The organism is Acidipropionibacterium jensenii (genome assembly GCF_005890135.1).
Lineage (GTDB): Bacteria > Actinomycetota > Actinomycetes > Propionibacteriales > Propionibacteriaceae > Acidipropionibacterium > Acidipropionibacterium jensenii.
Map to the genome: position 1 here is coordinate 565,374 of NZ_CP040635.1, position 20,064 is coordinate 585,437.

19 protein-coding genes and 1 tRNA gene are annotated in these 20,064 nt (G+C 69.6%); 13 read left to right on the plus strand and 7 right to left on the minus strand.

Annotated features, from left to right (window positions below):
* Positions 1-24 precede the first annotated feature (24 nt).
* From FEZ32_RS14010 to FEZ32_RS02595, 6 genes are read left to right on the plus strand one after another with little or no spacing between them, the layout of a single operon-like run.
* Complete coding sequence (locus FEZ32_RS14010; protein WP_138679821.1) at positions 25-753, plus strand: ABC transporter substrate-binding protein; 729 nt, start codon at positions 25-27, stop codon at positions 751-753.
* Positions 717-1,562, plus strand: a complete 846-nt coding sequence (locus FEZ32_RS14015; protein ID WP_138679822.1) for an ABC transporter substrate-binding protein — start codon at positions 717-719, stop codon at positions 1,560-1,562. The genes FEZ32_RS14010 and FEZ32_RS14015 overlap by 37 nt, the downstream gene beginning before the upstream one ends.
* Positions 1,555-2,508, plus strand: coding sequence for an ABC transporter permease (locus FEZ32_RS02580; protein WP_138679823.1), 954 nt, complete (start codon positions 1,555-1,557; stop codon positions 2,506-2,508). The genes FEZ32_RS14015 and FEZ32_RS02580 overlap by 8 nt, the downstream gene beginning before the upstream one ends.
* The gene (nikC, locus tag FEZ32_RS02585; protein WP_138679824.1) at positions 2,505-3,389 is read left to right on the plus strand and encodes a nickel transporter permease; all 885 of its coding nucleotides are present in this window, start codon (positions 2,505-2,507) and stop codon (positions 3,387-3,389) included. The genes FEZ32_RS02580 and nikC overlap by 4 nt, the downstream gene beginning before the upstream one ends.
* Positions 3,382-4,206: an ABC transporter ATP-binding protein gene (locus tag FEZ32_RS02590; RefSeq protein WP_138679825.1), complete on the plus strand. Its 825-nt coding sequence runs from the start codon at positions 3,382-3,384 to the stop codon at positions 4,204-4,206. The genes nikC and FEZ32_RS02590 overlap by 8 nt, the downstream gene beginning before the upstream one ends.
* Positions 4,203-5,030, plus strand: coding sequence for an ABC transporter ATP-binding protein (locus FEZ32_RS02595; RefSeq protein ID WP_138679826.1), 828 nt, complete (start codon positions 4,203-4,205; stop codon positions 5,028-5,030). The genes FEZ32_RS02590 and FEZ32_RS02595 overlap by 4 nt, the downstream gene beginning before the upstream one ends.
* A 92-nt stretch (positions 5,031-5,122) precedes the next feature.
* Here the strand turns inward: FEZ32_RS02595 and pgi are convergent, their stop codons facing one another.
* Entirely contained in the window at positions 5,123-6,805 is a 1,683-nt protein-coding gene (pgi, locus tag FEZ32_RS02600; protein ID WP_138679827.1) for a glucose-6-phosphate isomerase, read from the minus strand.
* Between the two features lie 407 nt (positions 6,806-7,212).
* Here pgi and FEZ32_RS02605 point away from each other — a divergent pair, with 407 nt between their 5' ends.
* Complete coding sequence (locus FEZ32_RS02605) at positions 7,213-7,854, plus strand: carboxypeptidase-like regulatory domain-containing protein (RefSeq protein WP_138679828.1); 642 nt, start codon at positions 7,213-7,215, stop codon at positions 7,852-7,854.
* 25 nt (positions 7,855-7,879) lie between these two features.
* On the opposite strand, the gene FEZ32_RS02610 is transcribed toward FEZ32_RS02605, so the two are convergent.
* The gene (locus FEZ32_RS02610) at positions 7,880-8,536 is read right to left on the minus strand and encodes a beta/alpha barrel domain-containing protein (protein ID WP_138679829.1); all 657 of its coding nucleotides are present in this window, start codon (positions 8,534-8,536) and stop codon (positions 7,880-7,882) included.
* Positions 8,537-8,768: 232 nt separating this feature from the next.
* Here FEZ32_RS02610 and FEZ32_RS02615 point away from each other — a divergent pair, with 232 nt between their 5' ends.
* The 3 genes from FEZ32_RS02615 to FEZ32_RS02625 all read left to right on the plus strand — a co-directional run bounded on the left by FEZ32_RS02615 (position 8,769) and on the right by FEZ32_RS02625 (position 13,444).
* The gene (locus FEZ32_RS02615) at positions 8,769-11,363 is read left to right on the plus strand and encodes a DEAD/DEAH box helicase (protein ID WP_028703351.1); all 2,595 of its coding nucleotides are present in this window, start codon (positions 8,769-8,771) and stop codon (positions 11,361-11,363) included.
* 187 nt (positions 11,364-11,550) lie between these two features.
* Positions 11,551-12,012, plus strand: a complete 462-nt coding sequence (locus FEZ32_RS02620) for a YbhB/YbcL family Raf kinase inhibitor-like protein (RefSeq protein WP_097799417.1) — start codon at positions 11,551-11,553, stop codon at positions 12,010-12,012.
* 361 nt (positions 12,013-12,373) lie between these two features.
* Positions 12,374-13,444, plus strand: coding sequence for a cutinase family protein (locus FEZ32_RS02625; RefSeq protein WP_028703349.1), 1,071 nt, complete (start codon positions 12,374-12,376; stop codon positions 13,442-13,444).
* Here the strand turns inward: FEZ32_RS02625 and FEZ32_RS02630 are convergent.
* Positions 13,434-14,186, minus strand: a complete 753-nt coding sequence (locus tag FEZ32_RS02630; RefSeq protein ID WP_097799419.1) for a hypothetical protein — start codon at positions 14,184-14,186, stop codon at positions 13,434-13,436. The two genes, FEZ32_RS02625 and FEZ32_RS02630, sit on opposite strands and share 11 nt — an antisense overlap.
* A 209-nt stretch (positions 14,187-14,395) precedes the next feature.
* On the opposite strand from FEZ32_RS02630, the gene FEZ32_RS02635 reads away from it, so the two are divergent.
* Together FEZ32_RS02635 and FEZ32_RS02640 are read left to right on the plus strand one after the other, a co-directional pair.
* A tRNA-Leu gene (locus tag FEZ32_RS02635) sits at positions 14,396-14,478 on the plus strand.
* 160 nt (positions 14,479-14,638) lie between these two features.
* A complete protein-coding gene (locus FEZ32_RS02640) occupies positions 14,639-15,499 on the plus strand; it encodes an aldo/keto reductase (protein WP_028703347.1) in 861 nt (286 codons plus the stop codon).
* A 52-nt stretch (positions 15,500-15,551) separates the two neighbouring features.
* On the opposite strand, the gene FEZ32_RS02645 is transcribed toward FEZ32_RS02640, so the two are convergent.
* The 4 genes from FEZ32_RS02645 to FEZ32_RS02660 form a co-directional block, all read right to left on the minus strand.
* Complete coding sequence (locus FEZ32_RS02645) at positions 15,552-15,911, minus strand: fluoride efflux transporter FluC (protein ID WP_138679830.1); 360 nt, start codon at positions 15,909-15,911, stop codon at positions 15,552-15,554.
* Entirely contained in the window at positions 15,908-16,480 is a 573-nt protein-coding gene (locus FEZ32_RS02650; RefSeq protein WP_084149423.1) for a fluoride efflux transporter FluC, read from the minus strand. Before FEZ32_RS02650 ends, FEZ32_RS02645 begins: the two co-directional genes overlap by 4 nt.
* Positions 16,477-17,037 carry a universal stress protein gene (locus FEZ32_RS02655; protein WP_028703345.1) on the minus strand — a complete coding sequence of 187 codons (561 nt, stop codon included), beginning with the start codon at positions 17,035-17,037 and terminating at the stop codon, positions 16,477-16,479. The genes FEZ32_RS02650 and FEZ32_RS02655 overlap by 4 nt, the downstream gene beginning before the upstream one ends.
* 751 nt (positions 17,038-17,788) lie before the next feature.
* Positions 17,789-18,667, minus strand: a complete 879-nt coding sequence (locus FEZ32_RS02660; protein WP_138679831.1) for a LysR family transcriptional regulator — start codon at positions 18,665-18,667, stop codon at positions 17,789-17,791.
* Positions 18,668-18,750: 83 nt separating this feature from the next.
* Between FEZ32_RS02660 and FEZ32_RS02665 the strand changes: the two genes are divergently transcribed.
* Positions 18,751-20,028: an MFS transporter gene (locus FEZ32_RS02665; protein WP_232020998.1), complete on the plus strand. Its 1,278-nt coding sequence runs from the start codon at positions 18,751-18,753 to the stop codon at positions 20,026-20,028.
* Positions 20,029-20,064: the final 36 nt, after the last annotated feature.

The window sequence follows — 20,064 nt, forward strand, 5'->3', positions numbered from 1 at the left end:
ACGTCCAGAGGAGGCACCAGCCCCATGAAACTCCCCAGAATCGCAGCAGCCGTGGTCGCCGTGGCACTCGCCATGACCGGCTGCTCCGTACCGGGAGATGGGGAGTCAGCGACCAAGGACTCCCTCAACTTCGTCACCGTCATCGCCGCCAACACCACCGACCCCCATCTCGTCCAGGCGGCTTTCACCCTCAACTCCGGCGCGGTCGAGACCCTCGTCGCTCTCGACCCCAGGACGAGCACCCTGAAACCCTCGCTGGCAACCAAGTGGGACAGCAAGGACGGCCAGAACTGGACCTTCACGATCCGTGACGGGGTGAAGTTCCACAACGGCAAGACCCTGACCGCCGAGGAGGTCAGGAAGAACATCGAGCGCGCGCGCAAGGTCAACCCCGGCGTCGCCAAGCTGCTGCCGATCGCCTCGATGAGCACCCAGGGCCAGACCCTGAGGATCCGCACCACCGAGCGCCATCCCGGACTGCCCTCGGACTTCGTGCACTTCAACACCGCCATCATCGACACCGCCGCGGGGGTGAAAGTCCCGGTCGGCACCGGGCCCTTCAAGATCGACTCCTTCGACATCAGAGGGGAGACCAAGCTCAGCCGCTTCGACCAGTACTGGGGCGGGCGACCCAAGCTGGCCCACGTCACGATGACCGCCAATGACGACGCCAACGCCCGCCTGCTCGCGCTGCAGTCCGGGGGGAGGCCGATCTCATCTACCGGCCCTCCACCGAGAGCCTCGACGCCCTGAAGAAGGACTCCAAGTTCACCGTCGAGTCGGTGCCCGGCACCCGCGTCTACCACCTCATCCACAACTACGCCGGCCCCAACGCCCGGCTGTGGAAGAACCTGGAGTTCCGACGCGGCATCGATGCCCTGATGGACCGCGACTCGATCACCAGAACGGTGATGAGCGGCCAGGGGGTCGCCACCGACAACCCCTTCCCCGGCAAGCGCGAGATCTCACCGGCACCCGGCCCGACCCGCCAGAAGGGCACCGCCGCGGCCCTCGCCCACTTCTCCGCCGCCGGCCTGAGCGTCTCCGGGGGCAAGGTCACCGACTCCGGCAAGCCGATCTCGATGACCATCGTCACCTATGTCGCCCGACCGGAGCTGCCTCAGATGGCGCAGGTCCTGGAGAACGCCGCCTCCCGAGTCGGCATCTCCTTCAAGATCGTCACCGCCGACAACATCGACGAGTACCTCACCCAGAACAGGAGCAGATGGGACGTCGCCACCTACTCGGTGAACACCATCACGCGAGGAGACGGGTCCTACTTCGTCAACGGCTCGCTGGCCCCCGGAGGAGCGCAGAACCACGGCTCCCTCGACGACCCCGCGGTCACCTCCCTCATCGCCTCCTACAACACGACGGTCGGGGAGAAGCCGCGGGCCGGGATCGCCCGCAGGATCGCCGCCACCGTGCGCGACAAGTACTACAACACATACCTGGTCTCCCCGAACGAGACAGCGGCCTACGACTCCTCGGTGACCGGCTGGATCACCCCGCCCAATGAGTTCGAGTACCCGATGATCACCAAGGACCTGGCCCGTGCCTGACCAGCTGCCCGCAATCCTCCGGAAGGCCGGGGAGGTGGTGCTGATGGTCTGGGTGATCACCCTGCCCAGCTTCCTCATCGTCGCCCTGGCCCCCGGAGACGCCGCGCTGTCCATGCTGCGCGTCGACACGGTGGCTCTGAGCCAGTCCGAGATCCAGGCCTACCGGGAGCAGATGGGTCTCACCGATCCGCTGCCGGTGCGGTACTGGCACTACCTCACCGGGCTGCTGCACGGAGACCTGGGCACCTCGGTGATGACCGGTCAGCCGGTCGCCGCCGAGATCGCCCAGACCCTGCCGGCCACTCTGCTGCTGGCCGGTTCGGCCCTGGCGCTGACCTTCGTCCTGGTGATCCTGCTCGGAACGGTCTCGGCGGCCTTCCGGGGAGGGTGGCCGGACAGGGCCGTCAGCATGTTCAACTACGTCGCCGCGTCGATGCCGACCTTCTGGCTCGGGCTCCTGCTGATCCAGTGGTTCGCCGTGGACCTCGACCTCCTTCCCGCCTCCGGCTGGCACCAGGGTCTGGGACTGGTGCTGCCGACGGTCAGCCTGGCGGCGGCCATCGCGCCGCCGTTCATCAAGATCTACCGGCAGAGCTACGGGGAGACCGTGAACAAGGAGTTCGTCCGCTCGGCGCGGTCCCGCGGAGTGCCCTTCGGCATCATCCGCTCCCGCCACGTGCTGCGCGGAAGTCTCATCCCGGTGGTGACGATGATGGGGGTCAGCCTGGGCAGTCTGCTGTCGGGATCGGTGGTGGTCGAGGCCATCTTCGGTCTTCCCGGGATGGGCAAACTGGCCGTCGAGGCCGTCACCCGCCGCGACTACGGCGTCGTCCAGGGGTTCGTGCTGGTGATCGGTCTGGCTGTTCTGGCCATCAACCTGCTCGTCGACCTCTCCTACCGCGTCATCAGCCCCGAGGTGCGCCTGAAGGGAGGTGCCCGGGCATGAGAACACTCCTGTCACGGACCCGATCGGCCCGATCGGCCCGATCGGCCCGATCGGCCCGCAGGACCGGCTCCGGATCCGCCCGGCCGCTGCTGATCGCCGCCGGCATTCTGCTGGCGGTGGTCCTTGCGGGGCCCTGGCTGGCTCCGCACGACCCCTATCTGGTCGATCTCGGCCAGAGCCTTCGGCCGATCAGTGCCAACCATCTGCTCGGCACCGACCAACTGGGCCGCGACGTCCTGTCGCGGGTGCTCACCGGGGGACGCACCACGGTCGGCATCGCCCTGGTGGCGCTCGCCGCCTCGGTGCTGGTCGGAGTCCCGTTGGGGCTCTACTCCGGATATCTGGGCAGGGGGACCGACTGGGTGACGATGAGGGTGTCCGACGCCTTCATGTCATTCCCCGAGTACGTGGTTGCCATCGTCCTCACCGGGCTGATGGGCCCGGGCTTCCTCAACCTCGTGCTGGCGGTCGTCGTCGTCAAGTGGGTGGGGTACACCCGACTGGTCCGGTCCATCGTCATCCAGGAGAAGACCCAGGACTACTTCATGGTCTCGGCCGTCAGTGGTTCATCGAGGACCCGCACCATCACCCGCCACCTCATTCCCCATGTGGTGGGCCCGGTGCTGTCCCTGGCGACCCTGGATGTCGGCAAGATCGTGCTTCTGGTGGCCTCGCTGTCCTTCCTGGGACTCGGCGTGCCCCAGCCCTCCCCCGAGTGGGGGGCGATGCTCAGCGAGGGTCGGGCCTACTTCACCCGCACCACCATCCTCATGCTGGCCCCGGGAATGGCGATCTTCCTGGTCGTCATCCTCACCAGCCTGGCCGGAGACCGGCTCAGCGCGAGGTACTCCCTCGACCAGACAGGAGAGTCCCATGCTTGAGGTGTCCGGACTGACCATCGGCACCGCCGACCGCGAGATCGTCCACGGCGTCTCCTTCTCCGTCGACGCCGGCGAGTGGTTCGCGGTCATCGGGGAGAGCGGCTCGGGAAAGAGCATCTCCGCCCATGCCATCGGCGACCTGCTGCCCCGCTCCCTGCACCGCAACGCCGACGCGCTGCGGCTGGGGGATCTGGATCTGCTGACCGCCGGCCGTCGACGACTCCGCCGGGAACTGGGGCGCAGCATCTGCTACGTCTTCCAGAACTACGGTGCCGCCTTCTCCCCCTACTACCGGATCGGTGCGCACATGACGGAGGCCCTGAGGGCCCATGAGAGGTTGAGCCGGGGGCAGTGCCGCGGCCGGATCACAGACGCCCTGGAGAGGGTGGGGCTGGATCCGCTGATCACCGCCGAGCGGTATCCCTTCCAGCTCAGCGGGGGTCAGCTCCAGAGGGTGGTGCTGGCCACCGCCCTGATGGGCAGGCCGAAACTGCTCATCGCCGACGAGCCGACCACCGCCCTGGACGCCGCCACCCAGGCCGACGTCCTCGAGAGGGTGGACGATCTGAGGCGGTCCACCGGATGCGCGGTGCTGTTCATCACCCACGATCTGCGCTGCGTGTCCGCCCGCGCCGACCGAATCGCGGTGATGCGCCGCGGCCGGATCGTCGAGACCGGTCCGACTTCGAAGGTGGTGGCCGATCCGCAGGACCCCTACACCCGCAACCTGTTCGCCTCCGTCCCGATGGTCGACCAGGATCTGGACCGGCTGCCGGTCCTCGACGACCCGGACGACTCCACCGAGGAGGCCTCATGAGTGCCGAGACCGCTGCAACAGCCCCGGAATCGACGTCGGCCGCGACTCCGGCGCTGCGGGCCGAGGGCATCACGATGACCTACCGGAACGGGCTCACCGCGGTGGACGGGGTGTCGCTGAGCATCGCCCGGGGAGAGTGCGCGGGTCTGGTGGGCCAGAGCGGATCGGGCAAGAGCACCCTGGCGCGCTGCCTGCTGGGGGTCCAGCGGATGGCCTCGGGACGGGTGTGGATCGGATCCCAGGAGATCACCGCCCTGCGCGGCCGCAGCCACCGCGACCAGCGTCGCCGGATGCAGGTGGTCCTCCAGGACGCCAGCGGATCCTTCAACTCGCGGATCCCGATCATCGGGTCACTGCTGGAACCGCTGGACTGCCAGCCCGAGACCCTCCAGAGACTGATGGCCGAGCGAGGGGTCGGACGCCGTGAGCTGGCCTCGGATCTGCTGCGGCAGGTGCACCCGGAGGCGGACCTCCTCGACCGGCTTCCCGGATCCCTGTCCGGCGGACAGCTTCAGCGGGTCTCGATCGCACGGGCGCTCAGCGTCCAGCCCGAGGTGGTGATCCTCGACGAGCCCACCGCCAGCCTCGACGTGTCGATCCAGGCGCGGCTGCTCAACCTGCTGAAGGATCTGCGCGAGGAGCTGGGGGTGGCGATGCTCTTCATCACCCATGACCTGGGAGCGGCACGGTTCCTCGCCGACCGGACGATCGTGATGAGAGCGGGCCGTTTCGTCGACGAGTGCGACTCGACGGACCTGCTCTCGTCCGATCGCGACCCCTACACCCGGGAGCTGGTGGACCTGTTCCGCACTCACACCGGGTGAGTCGGATCACGAAGAGCCCCGGCCAGGGCCGCGCCGGGCACGCCCGGGTCGCCCCCTGCCGGACAGCACGTCCGGCAGGGGCACACAGGGGTTCAGTGCCGGTGCTGGCGGTACCAGGTCACCAGACCCTGGGTCGAGGAGTCCTGGGCCACCAGCGCCGCGTCGTCCCCGGAGACCGCCGGGGCTACCTGGAGGGCGAGCTTCTTGCCGAGCTCGACACCCCACTGGTCAAAGGAGTCGATCCCCCACACCGCACCCTCCACGAAGGTGATGTGCTCGTAGAGGGCGATGAGTTCGCCGAGCACCTTCGGGGACAGCTCGGCGGCCATGATCGAGGTGGTCGGACGGTCGCCGGGGAACACCCGGGCCGGCACGATGGCCTCGGCGGTCCCCTCGGCGCGCACCTCCTCGGCGGTCTTGCCGAAGGCCAGGGCAGCGGTCTGGGCGAAGAAGTTCGACAGGAACAGCTCGTGGACGTCGACCGTCCCGTCCTTGGTGGGATGGGTCGGGTTGGCGAAGGCGAGGAAGTCGGCCGGGATGAGCCGGGTGCCCTGGTGAATCAGCTGGTAGAAGGCGTGCTGGCCGTTGGTGCCGGGCTCCCCCCAGAAGACCTCACCGGTGGCGGTGGTCACCGGGGTGCCGTCCCAGCGCACCGACTTGCCGTTGGACTCCATGGTGAGCTGCTGGAGGTAGGCCGGGAAGCGGTGCATGTACTGCGAGTAGGGCAGCACCGCGTGGGACTCGGCCTTCCAGAAGTTCACGTACCAGACGTTGAGCAGACCCATCAGCAGCGGGACGTTGTGGGCCGGGTCGGCGGTGGCGAAGTGCTCGTCGATGGCGTGGAAGCCGGCCAAGAAGTCGGCGAACCCCTCGGGCCCGATGGCCACTGCCAGGGAGGTTCCGACCGCGGAGTCGACCGAGTAGCGGCCGCCGACCCAGCTCCAGAAGCCGAACGCGTTGGCCGGGTCGATACCGAAGGCGGCGACCTTGTCGAGGGCGGTGGAGACGGCGACGAAATGCTTGGCGACGGCGGCGCTGCGGGCCTCATCGGTGTCCTCGATCGCCCCGGAGGCCACCAGGGAGTCGAGCAGCCAGGCGCGCACGCAGCGGGCGTTGGTGAGGGTCTCCAGGGTGCCGAAGGTCTTCGACGCCACGATCACCAGGGTGGTCTCGGGATCCAGATCAGCGGTCTTGACGGCGGCGTCGGTGGGGTCGATGTTGGAGATGAAACGGCACTCCAGACCCTCCTTGACGTAGGGCTTGAGGGCCTCGTAGGCCATCACCGGACCGAGGTCGGAGCCGCCGATGCCGATGTTGACGACGGTGCGGATCGGCTTGCCGGTGGCACCCACCCACTGGCCCGAGCGGACCTTCTCGGCGAAGGCGTAGATCCGGTCGAGGACCTCGTGGACGTCGGCGACGACGTCCTGCCCGTCGACGGTCAGCGAGTCGCCCGCGGGACGCCGCAGGGCGGTGTGCAGAACGGCCCGGTCCTCGGTGACATTGATGTGCTCGCCGGAGTACATGGCGTCGCGGCGTGCGGCGATGCCCACCTCATCGGCCAGCTCGAGGAGGGCGTCGCGGACCTCGTCGGTGAGCAGGTTCTTGGACAGGTCGACGTGGAGATCGGCGGCGGAGAAGGCGTAGCGCTCGGATCGTGCGGGGTCGGCGTCGAACCAGCGGCGCATCACGTGGGGGCCGTCGATGATGGTGGGCTGAAGCTGGGCCAGCGTTGCCCAGGCGGGGGTGGTGGTGGCATCAACCGGTGTCTGCATGGGTCCCACACTAGGAGATGGCCGGGCAGATCACGCCACTATCCTGATCACGAACCGTGATCGGAGGCGGCCGGGACCGGCCGGCCGGGTCCAGGGGCCAGGACGGAGAGTCGATGCGCGCAGGCAGCAGGCCGGTGACCATGGCAATGGCGGCCGCCGTCGTCGCGATGTCGTTGGCCTGGGGAGGGTCTGTTCTGGGCAGTGACCGCGCGGCCGCCGCCTCCGTTCACCCAGCTTCTGTGCGTGTCGCCGCAGCCGGTGTCGCCGCCGCAGCTCCCGTTCGTGTCGTCGCCGCCCCTCACCGGGCCCCGGCTCGTCTCGTGGCCCGGGCATCGCTGCCGGCGGACTCCGCGGCTAACCCACCCGCCCCGGCCCGGGATCTTCCTCAGGCCCGGCTGGCCGCGACGATGACTCCCTCCAGCGGCGCACCCGGCACCGTCATCCACATCGCCGGACGCCTGACCCGCACCGACGGGAAGCCCGTCGACGGCGCCTCGATCGCCATCCAGGGATCCTTCTCCGACGTCCCCCGGGCCTTCTCGGCGACCGATCGCCAGGGCCGGTTCACCGCAGCCCTCCAGGTGCCCCTCGGCACCGCGGGCGGGCCGGCGACCATCCGGGCGAGTCTGGTCGGCGACACCCGGTACCGCGCCACCAGTCAGCAGTGGCGGTTCACGGTGGTGGCCGGCGCCGCCACCCCGTCGTCCCCCTCGCCCCAGCCGACGGACACGCAGACAGCCGGTCAGGACGCCGAGGCCGTCCCCGACAGCTCCTCGACCGATGTTGCGGGTGCAGGGACCTCGGATGTCCCCAGCCCGGGAGCGGCATCACTGCCCGCCTCCAGCGGCACGGCGACCCCGCCAGGAGTGCTGGACTCCTTCGGTGGACGCCGGGCGGTCGGCATCTTCCTGGTGGTCCTGGGCGGCCTGGTCGCCCTGGCGCTGATCGGCTGGGTGATCCGGGCGCTGGCGCGACTCATCCACCGGATCCGGCACGGCCGGGACCCCCACCAGGGCAGTTCCGACGGGGCCAACGACCTGTTCAGCTGAACCCGGAGAGCCGGGCTGCCGGCCCTCAGGCCCGGATGTCGGTGATGACCGCCAGCACGGAACGGCACCGTTCCCGCAGGGAGGGCAGGGTGCCGCCGCGGCAGGCGTCGCCGACCAGGCTGTCGTCCAGGCAGACCGCCGGGGCGCCGGCCATCAGCCAGTTGCGCATCGCGTAACTCCCCACACCGCCGCGCGGCACGCAGACGGCTCCCGGAGCCAGCGCCGACAGGCTCTCCCCGTAGGTCGCCCCGCCCAGATCGGCCGGGATCACCTGGACCGCGTCGGCACCGGCCGCCCAGGCCGCCCTCACCTCGATGGGGGTCAGCGCGTCGGGAGCCGCGGCGATCCCCGCGGCCCGCAGCTCGGCGAGCAGCTCGGGGGTGGCCGCCACCGGAAGACACATCGACACCCCGGCCGCCACCAGCGGGTCGATCTCGTCGATCGTCATGACGCCGTGCACCGCGAAACTGGCGCGGGCCCCGAAGACCGAGGTCACCGTGGTGAACCTCTCGAGGTCCCCGGCCGGCAGGCTGAAGACCTTGATCCCCTCCTCGACCATCACCTCCACGGGTGCGAACAGGTCGGCGGCTGCGACATCGTGCAGCACCGCCACGATCCGCGAGGCCAGCACCGGTTCGGGGAGAGGGAGGCGCTCCACCGTCGGCGCCGGATCAGAACTCATGGCCCCATCATGCCGACGCGCGCTCGGCGGGCCCAAACCGACCCTGGGTGTCCGGGGCCTTCCGCGGTTCCCTCTCTCGTGCCCGCTGCTCGCCTCTTCCCCGGTCCTCTCTCCTCTGCCACTCTCCCCTCCCGGTGCCACTCTCCTCTGCCACTATCCCCTCCCGGACGTTCCTGTCAGACGGGTCCGATAGCGTGGGTCAGACCCTGTGCGGCAACCCTGAGGAGAGATCGTGCGACTGGCCGAGGCACTCGATGACATGGTCGACGGCCGTCCCCCTGTCGAGACCGACCGGGGGGAGCGTCCCCGCGGCTGGGACTCCCCCGGCGCCCGGGCGATCGATCCGGACATGGCGATCGACCACCTGGAGAGGGCGGTCGCCGCCGACGGCCTGGAGATGTACGAGCACCAGGAGGAGGCGATCCTCGACATCGTCACCGGCTCCCATGTCATCGTCACCACCCCGACCGGGTCGGGGAAGTCGCTGATCGCCACCGCGGCCCACTTCGCCTGTGTGGCCGGCGGCGGCTGCTCCTACTACACCGCCCCCATCAAGGCCCTGGTGAGCGAGAAGTTCTTCTCCCTGTGCGAGATCTTCGGGGCCGCCCGGGTGGGAATGGTCACCGGCGACGCCTCGGTGAACCCCGACGCCCCGATCATCTGCTGCACCGCCGAGATCCTGGCGAACATCGCCCTGCGCGAGGGCCGTCACGCCGCGGTCGACCAGGTCGTGATGGACGAGTTCCACTTCATCGGCGACCCGGACCGCGGCTGGGCCTGGCAGGTGCCCCTCACCGAGCTGCCCCAGGCCCAGCAGATCATCATGAGCGCCACCCTGGGCGACGTCTCCCAGCTCGCCGAGAACCTCACCACCGACACCGGACGGCCCACCGAGATCATCACCGGGGTGACCCGGCCCGTCCCGCTGCTCTACGAGTGGTCGATGGAGTCCGACCACGACACCATCGCGAACCTGGTCGACGACGGGAAGGCGCCGGTCTACATCGTCCATCCCTCCCAGCGGCTGGCCCTGGAGCGCGCCCAGTCGCTCACCTCGATGAAGCTGGTGAGCACCGAGGAGCGCCACGCCATCGCCGCCGAGATCGCCGACTTCCGGTTCTCGAAGGGGTTCGGCTCGACGGTCCGCAAGTTCATCACGGCGGGGATCGGCGTCCACCACGCCGGGATGCTCCCGAAGTACCGGCGTCTGGTGGAGACCCTGGCCCAGCAGGGACGGCTCAAGGTGATCTGCGGCACCGACACCCTGGGGGTCGGCATCAATGTGCCGATCCGCACGGTGATGTTCACCGCCCTCACCAAGTTCGACGGCTCCCGGATGCGGGTGCTGAAGTCCCGCGAGTTCCACCAGATCGCCGGGCGGGCCGGTCGCGCCGGGTTCGACACCGTCGGCTACGTCGTCGCGCAGGCTCCCGAGCACGTCGTCGCCAATGCCAAGGCCCTGGCCAAGGCCGGCGGGGACGCCAAGAAGGCCCGCCGGATCCAGAAGCACAAGGCCCCCGACGGGTTCGTCAACTACGACGAGGAGACCTTCCGCAAGCTCATCGACTCGACCCCCGAGACCCTGCACGCCCGGATGCGGATCACCGACGCGATGCTGCTCAACCTGCTGTCGCGCGACGAGGACACCGTGGTCGCCGCCAAGCACCTCATCGACGGGGCGACGAGCAACCCGCGGGAGAGACGCCGTCTCTACCGTCGGTCCCTCCAGCTGGGCCACGCTCTGCTGGTCTCCGGGGTGGTGCACCGGCTCGACGAGCCGACCCCGGGCGGGCGCCGCTACGCCATGAACGAGGACCTGCAGGAGGACTTCGCCCTCAACCAGCCGTTGAGCTCCTTCGCCGCCGAGGCCATCGAGACCCTGGACCCGGAGTCCGAGAACCACGCCCTGGACGTCGTCTCGGTGATCGAGGCCACCCTCGACAACCCGATGACCCTGCTCTTCGCCCAGCAGCACGAGGCCCGCGGCGAGGCGATCGGCGAGATGAAGGCCGACGGGATGGACTACGAGGAGCGGATGGACGCCCTCGAGGAGGTCGAGTGGCCCAAGCCGCTGGCCGAGACCCTGGACGCCCTGTTCGAGATCTTCGCGCCCTCCCACCCGTGGGTGCCGGCCGACGCCCTGTCCCCCAAGTCGATCGTCCGCGACATGTACGAGCGGGCGATGACCTTCGGCGAGTTCTGCGCCTTTTACAAGGTGCAACGGTCCGAGGGGCTGGTGCTGCGCTACCTCACCGATGCCTTCCGGGCGCTGCGTCAGACGGTGCCGGAGGCCGAGCAGACCGAGGATCTGGCCGACATCGTCGCCTGGCTGGGGGAAGTGATCCGCACCACCGACTCCTCCCTCATCGACGAGTGGGAGGCGCTGACCCATCCGCCCGAGGAGGAGGGGGCCGAGGAGGTCCGTCCGGTGCGGACCTTCACCTCCAACCGGCGGGCCTTCACGGTGGCGCTGCGCAATGCGATGTTCCGCAAGGTGATTTTGGCCGCCGACGACGACTTCGAGGGACTGGCCGCCCTGGAGCCCGAGGGCTCCCCGATGAAGGTCCACGACTGGGAGGACGCCCTGGGCGCCTACTGGGACGAGCACGAGAAGCTCAACGACGGGCCCGACGCCCGTTCCCCGGCCCTGTTCATGGTCGAGAAGGAGTCCGGCCGGGGCGGTTCGCGGATCTGGCTGGTGCGCCAGATCATCGACGATCCCGAGGGCAACCACGACTGGTCGATCGCCGCCACGGTGGATCTCGACGAGTGCGACGACGCCGACGAGCTCGTCCTGCGGACCCGGGCCTTCGCCCGGATGGACTGACAGAAACAGTTCTGACCTGATTGATCCGGTGCGGATCTCCCCGGTCCGGTGCGGTGCGGGCCGGTCCGGTGCGGGCCGGTCCGGGTCGAACCGCGGGAGCCGCAGCGCCCGATGACCCGGTTGTCCGAGCGAACCGCGGGTCCAGGCGGCAGGATGGGACCCACTCCACGAGGAAGGACGAGTCGACATGGAACTCACCAGCACCTCCATCACCGACGGCGAGCCGATCGGTCTGACCTACGCGCACCCCAATGTGGGCGGCAGCAATGTCATCCCCCAGCTGTCCTGGACACCGGGACCGGAGGGCACCAGGTCCTACGCCATCACCATCTACGACCCCGATGCACCGACCGGGTCGGGATTCTGGCACTGGATCCTCGCCGACATCCCGGCCGACGTCACCGAGATTCCCGAGGGCGGTCCGCTGCCGTCGGGTGCGCGCCAGTGGGTCAATGACGCCCAGGAGGACGGCTACTCCGGCCCCTTCCCGCCGCCCGGTCCGGCGCACCGCTACATCCACACCGTCCACGCCCTGCCGACCGCACGGCTGGCGGCACCCGACGACGCCGCCAATGTGCAGGTCCGGTTCGCCATCCACACCAGCGAGCTGGACTCGACGAGCATCACGGGCACCTTCATCGTCGACTGAGGACTCCCACCGCTCCTCTGGGACCGACACGGGTAGCGCTGGCGACGACTGGTTGACTGGGGCCATGGCTTCCCGACTGCACTCCCTGCTGCACCACCACCTCGGGAAGCCGGCTCGACTCATCAGTCTGGTGCTGGCACTGAGTCTGCTCGCCGCCCCGGCGGCCGCCGCCGACCCCGGCGACTCGAGTGGCTCGGACAGCTCGGGCGGTTCGGGCAGCTCGGTCGCCCAGGACTCCCCGGCCGGGCCGGCCCCTGCGTCCTCGACCGGGGCATCCCCATCTGGATCCTCCTCTGGATCCTCTTCAGCCCGGCCCTCTGCGGTCGGGGCCGGCGCGGCGTCCGGCAAGGGGTGGCGAGGGGTGCCGGTGTCCTCGGCCAGGGCGTCCAGCCAGCCCTGCGCCTCACTGATGTTCGTGGGGGTGCGCGGCTCCGGTGAGAAGGCCCCCTACGGGACCACCATCACCGGCATCCGCGACGCCCTGGCGAGTCGATGGCAAGGGCGCGGGACGGTCCGTCAGGTCTGGCTCGACTACCAGGCGTCCGACCCGCTGACCCTGCGGAACGCCTCGATGAGCTCCCTGCTGTTCGACCAGACGATGCCCTCGACCGAGTACTTCGACTCCGCCGCCACCGGTGCGACGCGGCTGTCGGCCCTGCTCACCAGCCAGTCGAAGCGCTGCCCCCGGGAGTGGGTGGTGCTCGCCGGATTCTCCCAGGGTGCCCAGGCGATCACCGAGGCGCTGGCCCGCACCGACGTCAGCACCCGGTTGGCCGGGGCGATCCTGGCCGGCAATCCCGACCATCATCCGGGCCAGAACGTCCAGGAGCTCTCCGGGACGGCCCCGCTCAACTCGATCGGGCTGGCGGCCCTGCTGTACTACCTCAGGGGACAGGTCGGCACCGCCGGCGAGAACCGCGGCGCCCAGGTGAGGACTCTCATCCAGACCACGATCGACGTCCACAAGGGATCCTTCGACATGTCGGCGGCGCGCACCGACATCGCCGACCATCAGGCTCTGATACCGGCGACGGCATATCCGGGGACCTTCTCGATCTGCCTGGCCGGGGACCCGGTGTGCGACGCGGCGCCGGCGATGGCGCGAATCCTCACCATGCAGTCCACCCTCGACTCCGAACTGCAGTCGGGTCTGGTGGTGCACCGGCGCTACACCCCGCAGGTGCTCAGGGCCACCCTGGACGCCGTCGCCGCGCGGGCGAATGCGGTCGGTGCGGCCGCATCCAAGGGTCGGCCGGTGCCGCGGGGTCAGACGATCGGGGTGCAGTCAGGATCGTGGGGGCGTCCCCAGGTGCTGGTGGCGATCGGCGCCGGACTGGTCGGCCTGGCGCTGGGCATCGCCGGCGGGGTGCTGGTCGGGGTCCGGAGGTCGGGACGCCGACGGGTGCCGGTCGAGCGGGACCTCACAGACTGAACCACCACGACCCGGTGGTCATCGCCACCGCGACGTCGATCAGCAGGACGACGCCGAACCCGACCGCCGCGATGCCGACGATCCGTCGCACCGCGGTGGCGTGGGAGCCGGTGACCTCGCCGACGAGATGTTCGACCCGTGTCGCACCGACCACCAGATAGACCACCACCAGGGTGATCAGCAGGCTGTGGCTGCACACCACCCAGATCAGCGCCTCGGTGATCGTCCAGGACCGGCGCGTCCAGCGTGCGGCGTGGACCACCATCGCCCAGAAGGCCGGATCGGCCAGCGAGGACAGTCCGACCAGCAGGCCGCTCAGCGCCAGAGCGCGCGCGCTGGAGGACCGGGGACGGGCCCGTCCGCCGGCCCGCTGATCGGTGGCCTGCTCGGGTTCACCGCCGTCACCGTCGACGCCGTCGTCTCCGCTGCCGGGGGGCGTTGAGCGTTGACGCAGGTAGACGATCCCCCAGATCACCAGGGCCAGTCCGACCGCGGCGACCGCCACCAGCCACACCGGGTGGGGGATGTGCGGGGGGTGGATGCCCATCCGCCGGGCGAGCTCGGTCAGCCCGAAGGTTCCCGCCAGGGCCAGCAGCAGGGAGGTGCCCACCGAGACCCCACCCAGCGCGATGACCCCGGCTCGCCGGGCGCCCAGGCCCAGGGCCGCGACCAGCACCACCGAACCCAGCGGGTCGAAGCCGGCAATGCCCAGGGCCAGTGCGGCGGCCAGAAGTTCGAACACGCAGTCACTGTACGCAACCGCCGTTGTCACCGCGGTTCGTGCGCTGTCGCCGCCGTTGTCACCTCCGATCGCCGTTGTCACCGCCATTCGTGCGCTGTGATCACCGTTCGTGCGCTGGGGTCGCCGGGTCCTCCACCGCGACCTGCAATTTTCCTCATCTGCCGAAGCCGTGCTATGTTTTCCGGGTTGGGTTCGCACGGCGGGTCCATGCGCGAGTGGCGGAATGGCAGACGCGCTGGCTTCAGGTGCCAGTGTCCCTTGGGACGTGGAGGTTCAACTCCTCTCTCGCGCACACGATGCGAATGGCTCGTGACCGGATGAAGATCTGGTCACGAGCCATTCGCCGTTTCTGGCAACGTTGGGGACCCGGGTCGGCAGCCGTCGGACGACCACTCGTGGATAGGGTCGGGATTGACGCTTTCCCCTTCTCACCTCGCACTCGGGAGGATCCGATGAAGTACCGCAAGCTCGGCCCCTACCAGGCCAGCGCCATCTCCTACGGCAACATGCCGCTGGCGATCGAGGGACGCCCCGACCGGGCGACCGCGATCTCCGTGATTCACGACGTCCTGGACGCCGGCGTCACCCACATCGACACCGCCTGGGCCTACTATCCCTCCGGCGACACCCCGCAGTACGGCGAGGAGCTGGCCGCCGAGGCGCTGCGCACCTGGTCGGGGGACCAGTCGCGGGTCACCATCGCGACCAAGGTCGGTCACTTCCGCAACTTCACCGACGGCAGGCCCACCTGGGGGATCGATGACGATCCCGACCATCTCAAGGAGCGCGCCCACGAGTCGGCCCGCGCGCTGGGGGTCGACACCATCGATCTGCTGTACTCCCACCGTCCCAGCCCCGACGTCCCCTACGAGAAGGTGATCGGCGCGCTGGCCGACCTCATCGACGAGGAGGTGGCCTCGGTGGTCGGCATCTCCAACGCCAATCCCGACCAGATTCGTCTGGCCCACCGGATCCTCGGGGACCGGCTGGTCGCGGTGCAGAACCAGTTCTCCCCCGGCTTCCGCAGCTCGGAGCCCGAGATCGAGGTCACCGGGGAGCTCGGCCTGGCATTCGTGGCGTGGAGCCCGCTGGGCGGGTACCGGGCGGCCCTCGACCAGGCGCTCTTCGAACCCTTCCAGAAGATCGCCGATGCCCGCTCCGTCAGCCGCGCCCAGGTGATTCTGGCCTGGGAGCTGACGAAGGGACCGCACGTCATCCCGATTCCCGGATCGCACCGCAGCGCGACCATCCTGGACTCCCTCAGGGCCACCGACCTGGAGCTCACCGAGGAGGAGCTGGCGGTCCTGGGCTGAGTGTCGTCCAGCCAGTTCAAGACGCTGGGCTGAGCGCCGCTCGACTGCGGCCTCAGCCCAGCGTCATCCCCAGTCCCGCCGCCAGCAGGCAGAGCACCAGCATCCCGCCGGCATGCACCAGCCCGACCCACGGTCGGCCCACCAGGATGAGCCGCGCCCCCTCCACCGAGGCGGTGCTGAAGGTCGAGTAGCCGCCGCAGAACCCGGTGCCGATCACCGACGTCCAGGACCGCGTCATGGTGTGGTCGATCCCCATCCCGGTGGCCAGGCCGAGGATGAAGCAGGCGGTCACATTGATGACGATGGTGCCCAGCGGCGTGTTGAGACGGTTGTGACGGGCGACCCACGAGTCGACGATGAACCGGGCGGCAGATCCCAGCCCACCGGCCAGAGAGACGAACAACCAGATCATCGGCTCTCCCCCGTCCTGGCGCGGTCACGCCGACCGGCCGACCGGGACACGAACCAGCGCGCCAGCACGATCCCCCCGATGGCGCACAGCACCCCGGCGACCACCGACCCGACCGCATAGCCCAGACCGAGCAGCGGCGAACCGCCGCCGATCAACCGGTCGGCCTCCACCGCGAAGGTCGAGTAGGTGGTGAACCCGCCGATCACTCCGGTGCCCACCCCCAGCCTCACCGCCTTGCGGGCTCCGACGTCGTCCCCGGTGCGCGCCAGCCCCTCGAGCAGTGCACCCAGCACCACCGAGCCGACCAGGTTGATGGCCAGGGTGGTCACCGGGAGGTCGCCGTGCGGGGCGGCCGCGGCGCTCTCCAGCACCGCCCGCAGGAGTGTCCCGAGGCAGCCGCCCGCCCCGACCAGCACGGCCAGCGCCCAGGTGGGGGTGACACGCCGTTGCAGTTGACCCGCTCCCCCGGCGCCGGTCGGAGGTCGGTGCCTGATGCCCGCCGTGGTCTCTTCCCGGCGGTCCGGGCGATCGTCCCCGTCGTCCGGCGTGTCGGGTGCTCCCGATGTCATCGCCTCCACGGTGTGCGCCAATCCTTCCAGTCGATCGTCTCGACCGGCACGGTGAGCACCGGCCGGTGCTGGTGGTGGGCCAGATGGCCGGCCACCGACCCCTCCAGGAGTTCGCCGAAACGGTGTCCGCCCCGGGAGTGGCGGGTTCCGATGACGATCACGGAGGCGTCCAGGACTCGCGCCAGATGGGTGAGGGACCGGTCGGGTCGGCCCGCCAGGTACCACAGCTTCCAGGAGGTCCCGGACCCAGCCAGCACCTCGCCGATCTGGGTCTCGAGTTCGGCGCGCACCCTGTGCCAGTCCTCGACATCCGCGTCGGGGCTCAGCGGGGCGTGGTGCACCGATCCGTCGGGCAACTCCTCGACGGTGTACCGGCTGGTGTCGACATAGGCCAACTGAACGACCGACTGGCCTACCGCGGCGACCAATCGCGCTGCAGTCACCACGACGAGCGGGTTCTGGTCGGGGACCACTGCGGCCAGGACGGGCCCCGATCTGAAGTCGACCATTCTGTCCAGGCCGGGCTGCGGCACCGGGCCGATGTCTGAGTCTGCCATCTGCCACCTCACCATCCGGCGGGCCGGGCGCCCGCCTCCTGAAGACTGCGCGGACACAGTCCTCCCATGAGACAGGGCCCATCAGCACATGGCGGTTCGTGGCCGACATCTCGTCGCTCGGTCACGGGTGGGGTCCATCGCCCTCGGGGTCGTGCGGCGGTTGACCCGCCTCGAGATGACCCCGGCAACACCTTATACGGGTTGCACCGGGGAGCGCCGAGGGGTGAGACCGCGGAATCGCGCCCTCAGTGGGCTGCTTGGCGACAGGTGCAGGGCCCTCAGCGGGCTCCCCGGAGACAGATGCAGCGCCCTCCCCGCGATGTCCCCGGGGTTTGCGCCGGCGCCAGCGCGCGTCGCCACCGTCAGATGCAGCCAAAGTGCTGGGTGCCGAACCCCCAGGTGAGCATTTCACTCACGGAAGTGGCCTCTCCGTCGCTCCCAGCGCACCAAGACCGGTTCCGCGAGTGGGAGTTCCACCCGACGGGCCCGTCACGCCCACACCAGCCCGTTCCCCGAGTGAAACCTCCACCTCCCCGGCGACACCGCCGCGAGCCGAGATCCGGGAACGACGCCCCCGCCAACGTCAGATGCAGCCAAAGTGCTGCGCGCCGAACCCCCAGGTGAACATTTCACTCGCGGAAGTGGCCTCCCCGTCGCTCCCAGCACCCCAGGGCCCGTTCCGCGAGTGAAACCTCCACCTCCCCGGAAACAGCGCCACAACCGAGGTCCCAGCAACGCCGCAGCCGAGGCGTCAACCGGCCAGAGCATGGCGGGCGGTGGCCAGCAGGAGTCCGGGGGTGGAACGGACATCCTGGTCGGCCCGCCAGACCAATCCGACCTCCCTGGTCCGCTCGGTGAGCAGCGGCACGAAGACCGTCCCCGCCAACTGGAGGTGCGGATCCCCCGACGGCAACAGCGCCACCCCGACCCCGGCCACCACCAGACCCACGATGGTCGACAGCTCATCGGACTCGTAGGTCACCGGAATGTCCAGTCCCTCGTCCCGGGCCACCTTCTCCAGCAGATCCCGGGAGTTCAGACCGGTCGGGGTCGAGATGAATCTCTCCCCGGCGGCCTCCGAGAGCCGGACCGCGGTACGGCCGGCCAGCGGGTGATCGACGGGGACGCACAGGGCCAGCGGCTGGCGCAGCACCTCCCGCCAAGCCAGCCCCTCCCCGGTCGGTTGCGGGGAGCACAGCGCGACATCGGACTCGTCGGCGATCACCCTCTCGAGCAGTTCAGTGCCGATCCCCTGATGGAGCCGGATCTCGGCGCGCGGGTGGTCCCGCACGAACCGGTGGATCACGAGGGGCGCCAGCCAGGTGCCCAGGGAGTGCATGAAGTCGAAGCGCACCAGCCCGGTCTCGGGGTCCAGCAGCCGACGCACCTCGGACTCCCCAAGGTCCAGCTGGGTGACAGCCGCCCGGATCCGCCGCCTCAGCACCTGACCGCGCGAGTTGAGGGCCAGCGAGCGGCCGTGACGGTCGAACAGGGTCGTCCCGATCCGGTGCTCCAGGCGGCCAAGACGCCGTGACAGGGTCGACTGCGGAACTCCCAGCACAGCTGCGGCATCCCCCACGTGCTCGGTCTCGGCGAGCTCCAGGAACCAGGACAGGTCGTCGGACAGCACATCGTCAGCTTATCCGCCATATGCATCAGAAGCGGCGTTCAAATGCATTTCCATTCGTGCAGGTGCGGACCGACAGTAGATGGGTGACGTTCCCGGCCGCTGTCCCCTCTCGCCGTTCATCGGAGGATTCCCTGTCAGGAGTCCCCCGCACCGGCGACCAGCCACTCGTCGAGGGGCTGCGCCACGGCCAGCCCTCCTACCACCGAGCCTCGCTGGCCCTGCTCTTCGCCGGCCTGGCCTCCTTCAACGCGATGTACTGCACCCAGGCCCTGATGCCCGAGCTCTCCACCGACCTGCACGCCTCCCCGGCCCAGTCCGCACTCACCGTCTCCGCCACCACCGGCATCCTGGCCCTGGCGATCCTGCCGGCATCGATCCTCTCGGAACGACTGGGCCGCGGTCGGGTCATCGTCTTCTCCGCCCTGGCCGCCACGATCGTCGGCCAGCTGCTGGCCTTCGCCCCCAGTCTCGGATGGCTGGTGGCCGGCCGCGGCCTCCAGGGGCTGCTGCTGTCGGGTGTCCCCGCGACCGCGATGGCCTGGTTGGCCCAGGAGATCCACCCCAAGGACCTGCCCAGGGCGATGGGACTCTATGTCGCCGGCAACTCGGTCGGCGGTCTCATCGGGCGACTGCTGCCCTCGGGAGTACTCCAGTTCGCGGGATGGCGCACCGCCCTGAACGTCGACATGGCGCTGGCTCTGACCTTCAGCATCGTGCTGGCCGTCATCCTTCCGAAGGAACGCCGCTTCAGACCCAAGGCCCTCCACCTGCGCTCGGAGATCGCCACCATGGTGCGCCAGTGGCGCGACCCCCGGCTGGCCGGACTGTTCGGCGTCGGGTTCATCTTCATGGGAGTCTTCGTCTCCCTCTACAACTTCCTCGGCTACCGACTCACCGGCCGCTTCGGGATGCCGCCATCGCTGGCCGGCCTGGTCTTCCTGCTCTACCTCTTCGGCACCCTCGCCTCGGCGCGGGGCGGGCGGATGGCGGCCCAGCGCGGTCGCGGCGTGGCGATCCTGGTGGGCACCGTGCTGTGCGTGGTCGGCCTGCCGGTGGCCGCATCCGGAAGTCTGTGGATGATGCTTCCGGGAGTGGCGGCCTTCACCTACGGCTTCTTCACGGTGCACGCGGTCGCCTCCGGGTGGGTCGGTGCACTGGCACCGACCAGCCGCGGCGAGGCCTCCGGGATGTACCTCACCTGCTACTACCTGGGATCCTCCATCCTCGGCTACCTGTCGGGGCACGTCTTCCACGCCGCAGGGTGGACAGCGCTCATGATGTGGCTGCTCGGGCTGGTCCTGGTGGGTTGCGCTCTCGCCGGCATCGTCGCCCGTTCGGCACGACGCCTCGCCACGGCCTGAGCGCGACGCCACTCTGACCTCCACGACCACACGGAA

Bases quoted from the DNA above. Each gene is read 5' to 3' on its own strand.
- FEZ32_RS14010 (WP_138679821.1), top strand. From the start codon at position 25: ATGAAACTCCCCAGAATCGCAGCAGCCGTGGTCGCCGTGGCACTCGCC.
- nikC (WP_138679824.1), top strand. From the start codon at position 2,505: ATGAGAACACTCCTGTCACGGACCCGATCGGCCCGATCGGCCCGATCG.
- FEZ32_RS02590 (WP_138679825.1), top strand. From the start codon at position 3,382: ATGCTTGAGGTGTCCGGACTGACCATCGGCACCGCCGACCGCGAGATC.
- FEZ32_RS02595 (WP_138679826.1), top strand. From the start codon at position 4,203: ATGAGTGCCGAGACCGCTGCAACAGCCCCGGAATCGACGTCGGCCGCG.
- pgi (WP_138679827.1), bottom strand. From the start codon at position 6,805: ATGCAGACACCGGTTGATGCCACCACCACCCCCGCCTGGGCAACGCTG.
- FEZ32_RS02605 (WP_138679828.1), top strand. From the start codon at position 7,213: ATGACTCCCTCCAGCGGCGCACCCGGCACCGTCATCCACATCGCCGGA.
- FEZ32_RS02610 (WP_138679829.1), bottom strand. From the start codon at position 8,536: ATGAGTTCTGATCCGGCGCCGACGGTGGAGCGCCTCCCTCTCCCCGAA.
- FEZ32_RS02620 (WP_097799417.1), top strand. From the start codon at position 11,551: ATGGAACTCACCAGCACCTCCATCACCGACGGCGAGCCGATCGGTCTG.
- FEZ32_RS02640 (WP_028703347.1), top strand. From the start codon at position 14,639: ATGAAGTACCGCAAGCTCGGCCCCTACCAGGCCAGCGCCATCTCCTAC.
- FEZ32_RS02645 (WP_138679830.1), bottom strand. From the start codon at position 15,911: ATGATCTGGTTGTTCGTCTCTCTGGCCGGTGGGCTGGGATCTGCCGCC.
- FEZ32_RS02650 (WP_084149423.1), bottom strand. From the start codon at position 16,480: ATGACATCGGGAGCACCCGACACGCCGGACGACGGGGACGATCGCCCG.
- FEZ32_RS02655 (WP_028703345.1), bottom strand. From the start codon at position 17,037: ATGGCAGACTCAGACATCGGCCCGGTGCCGCAGCCCGGCCTGGACAGA.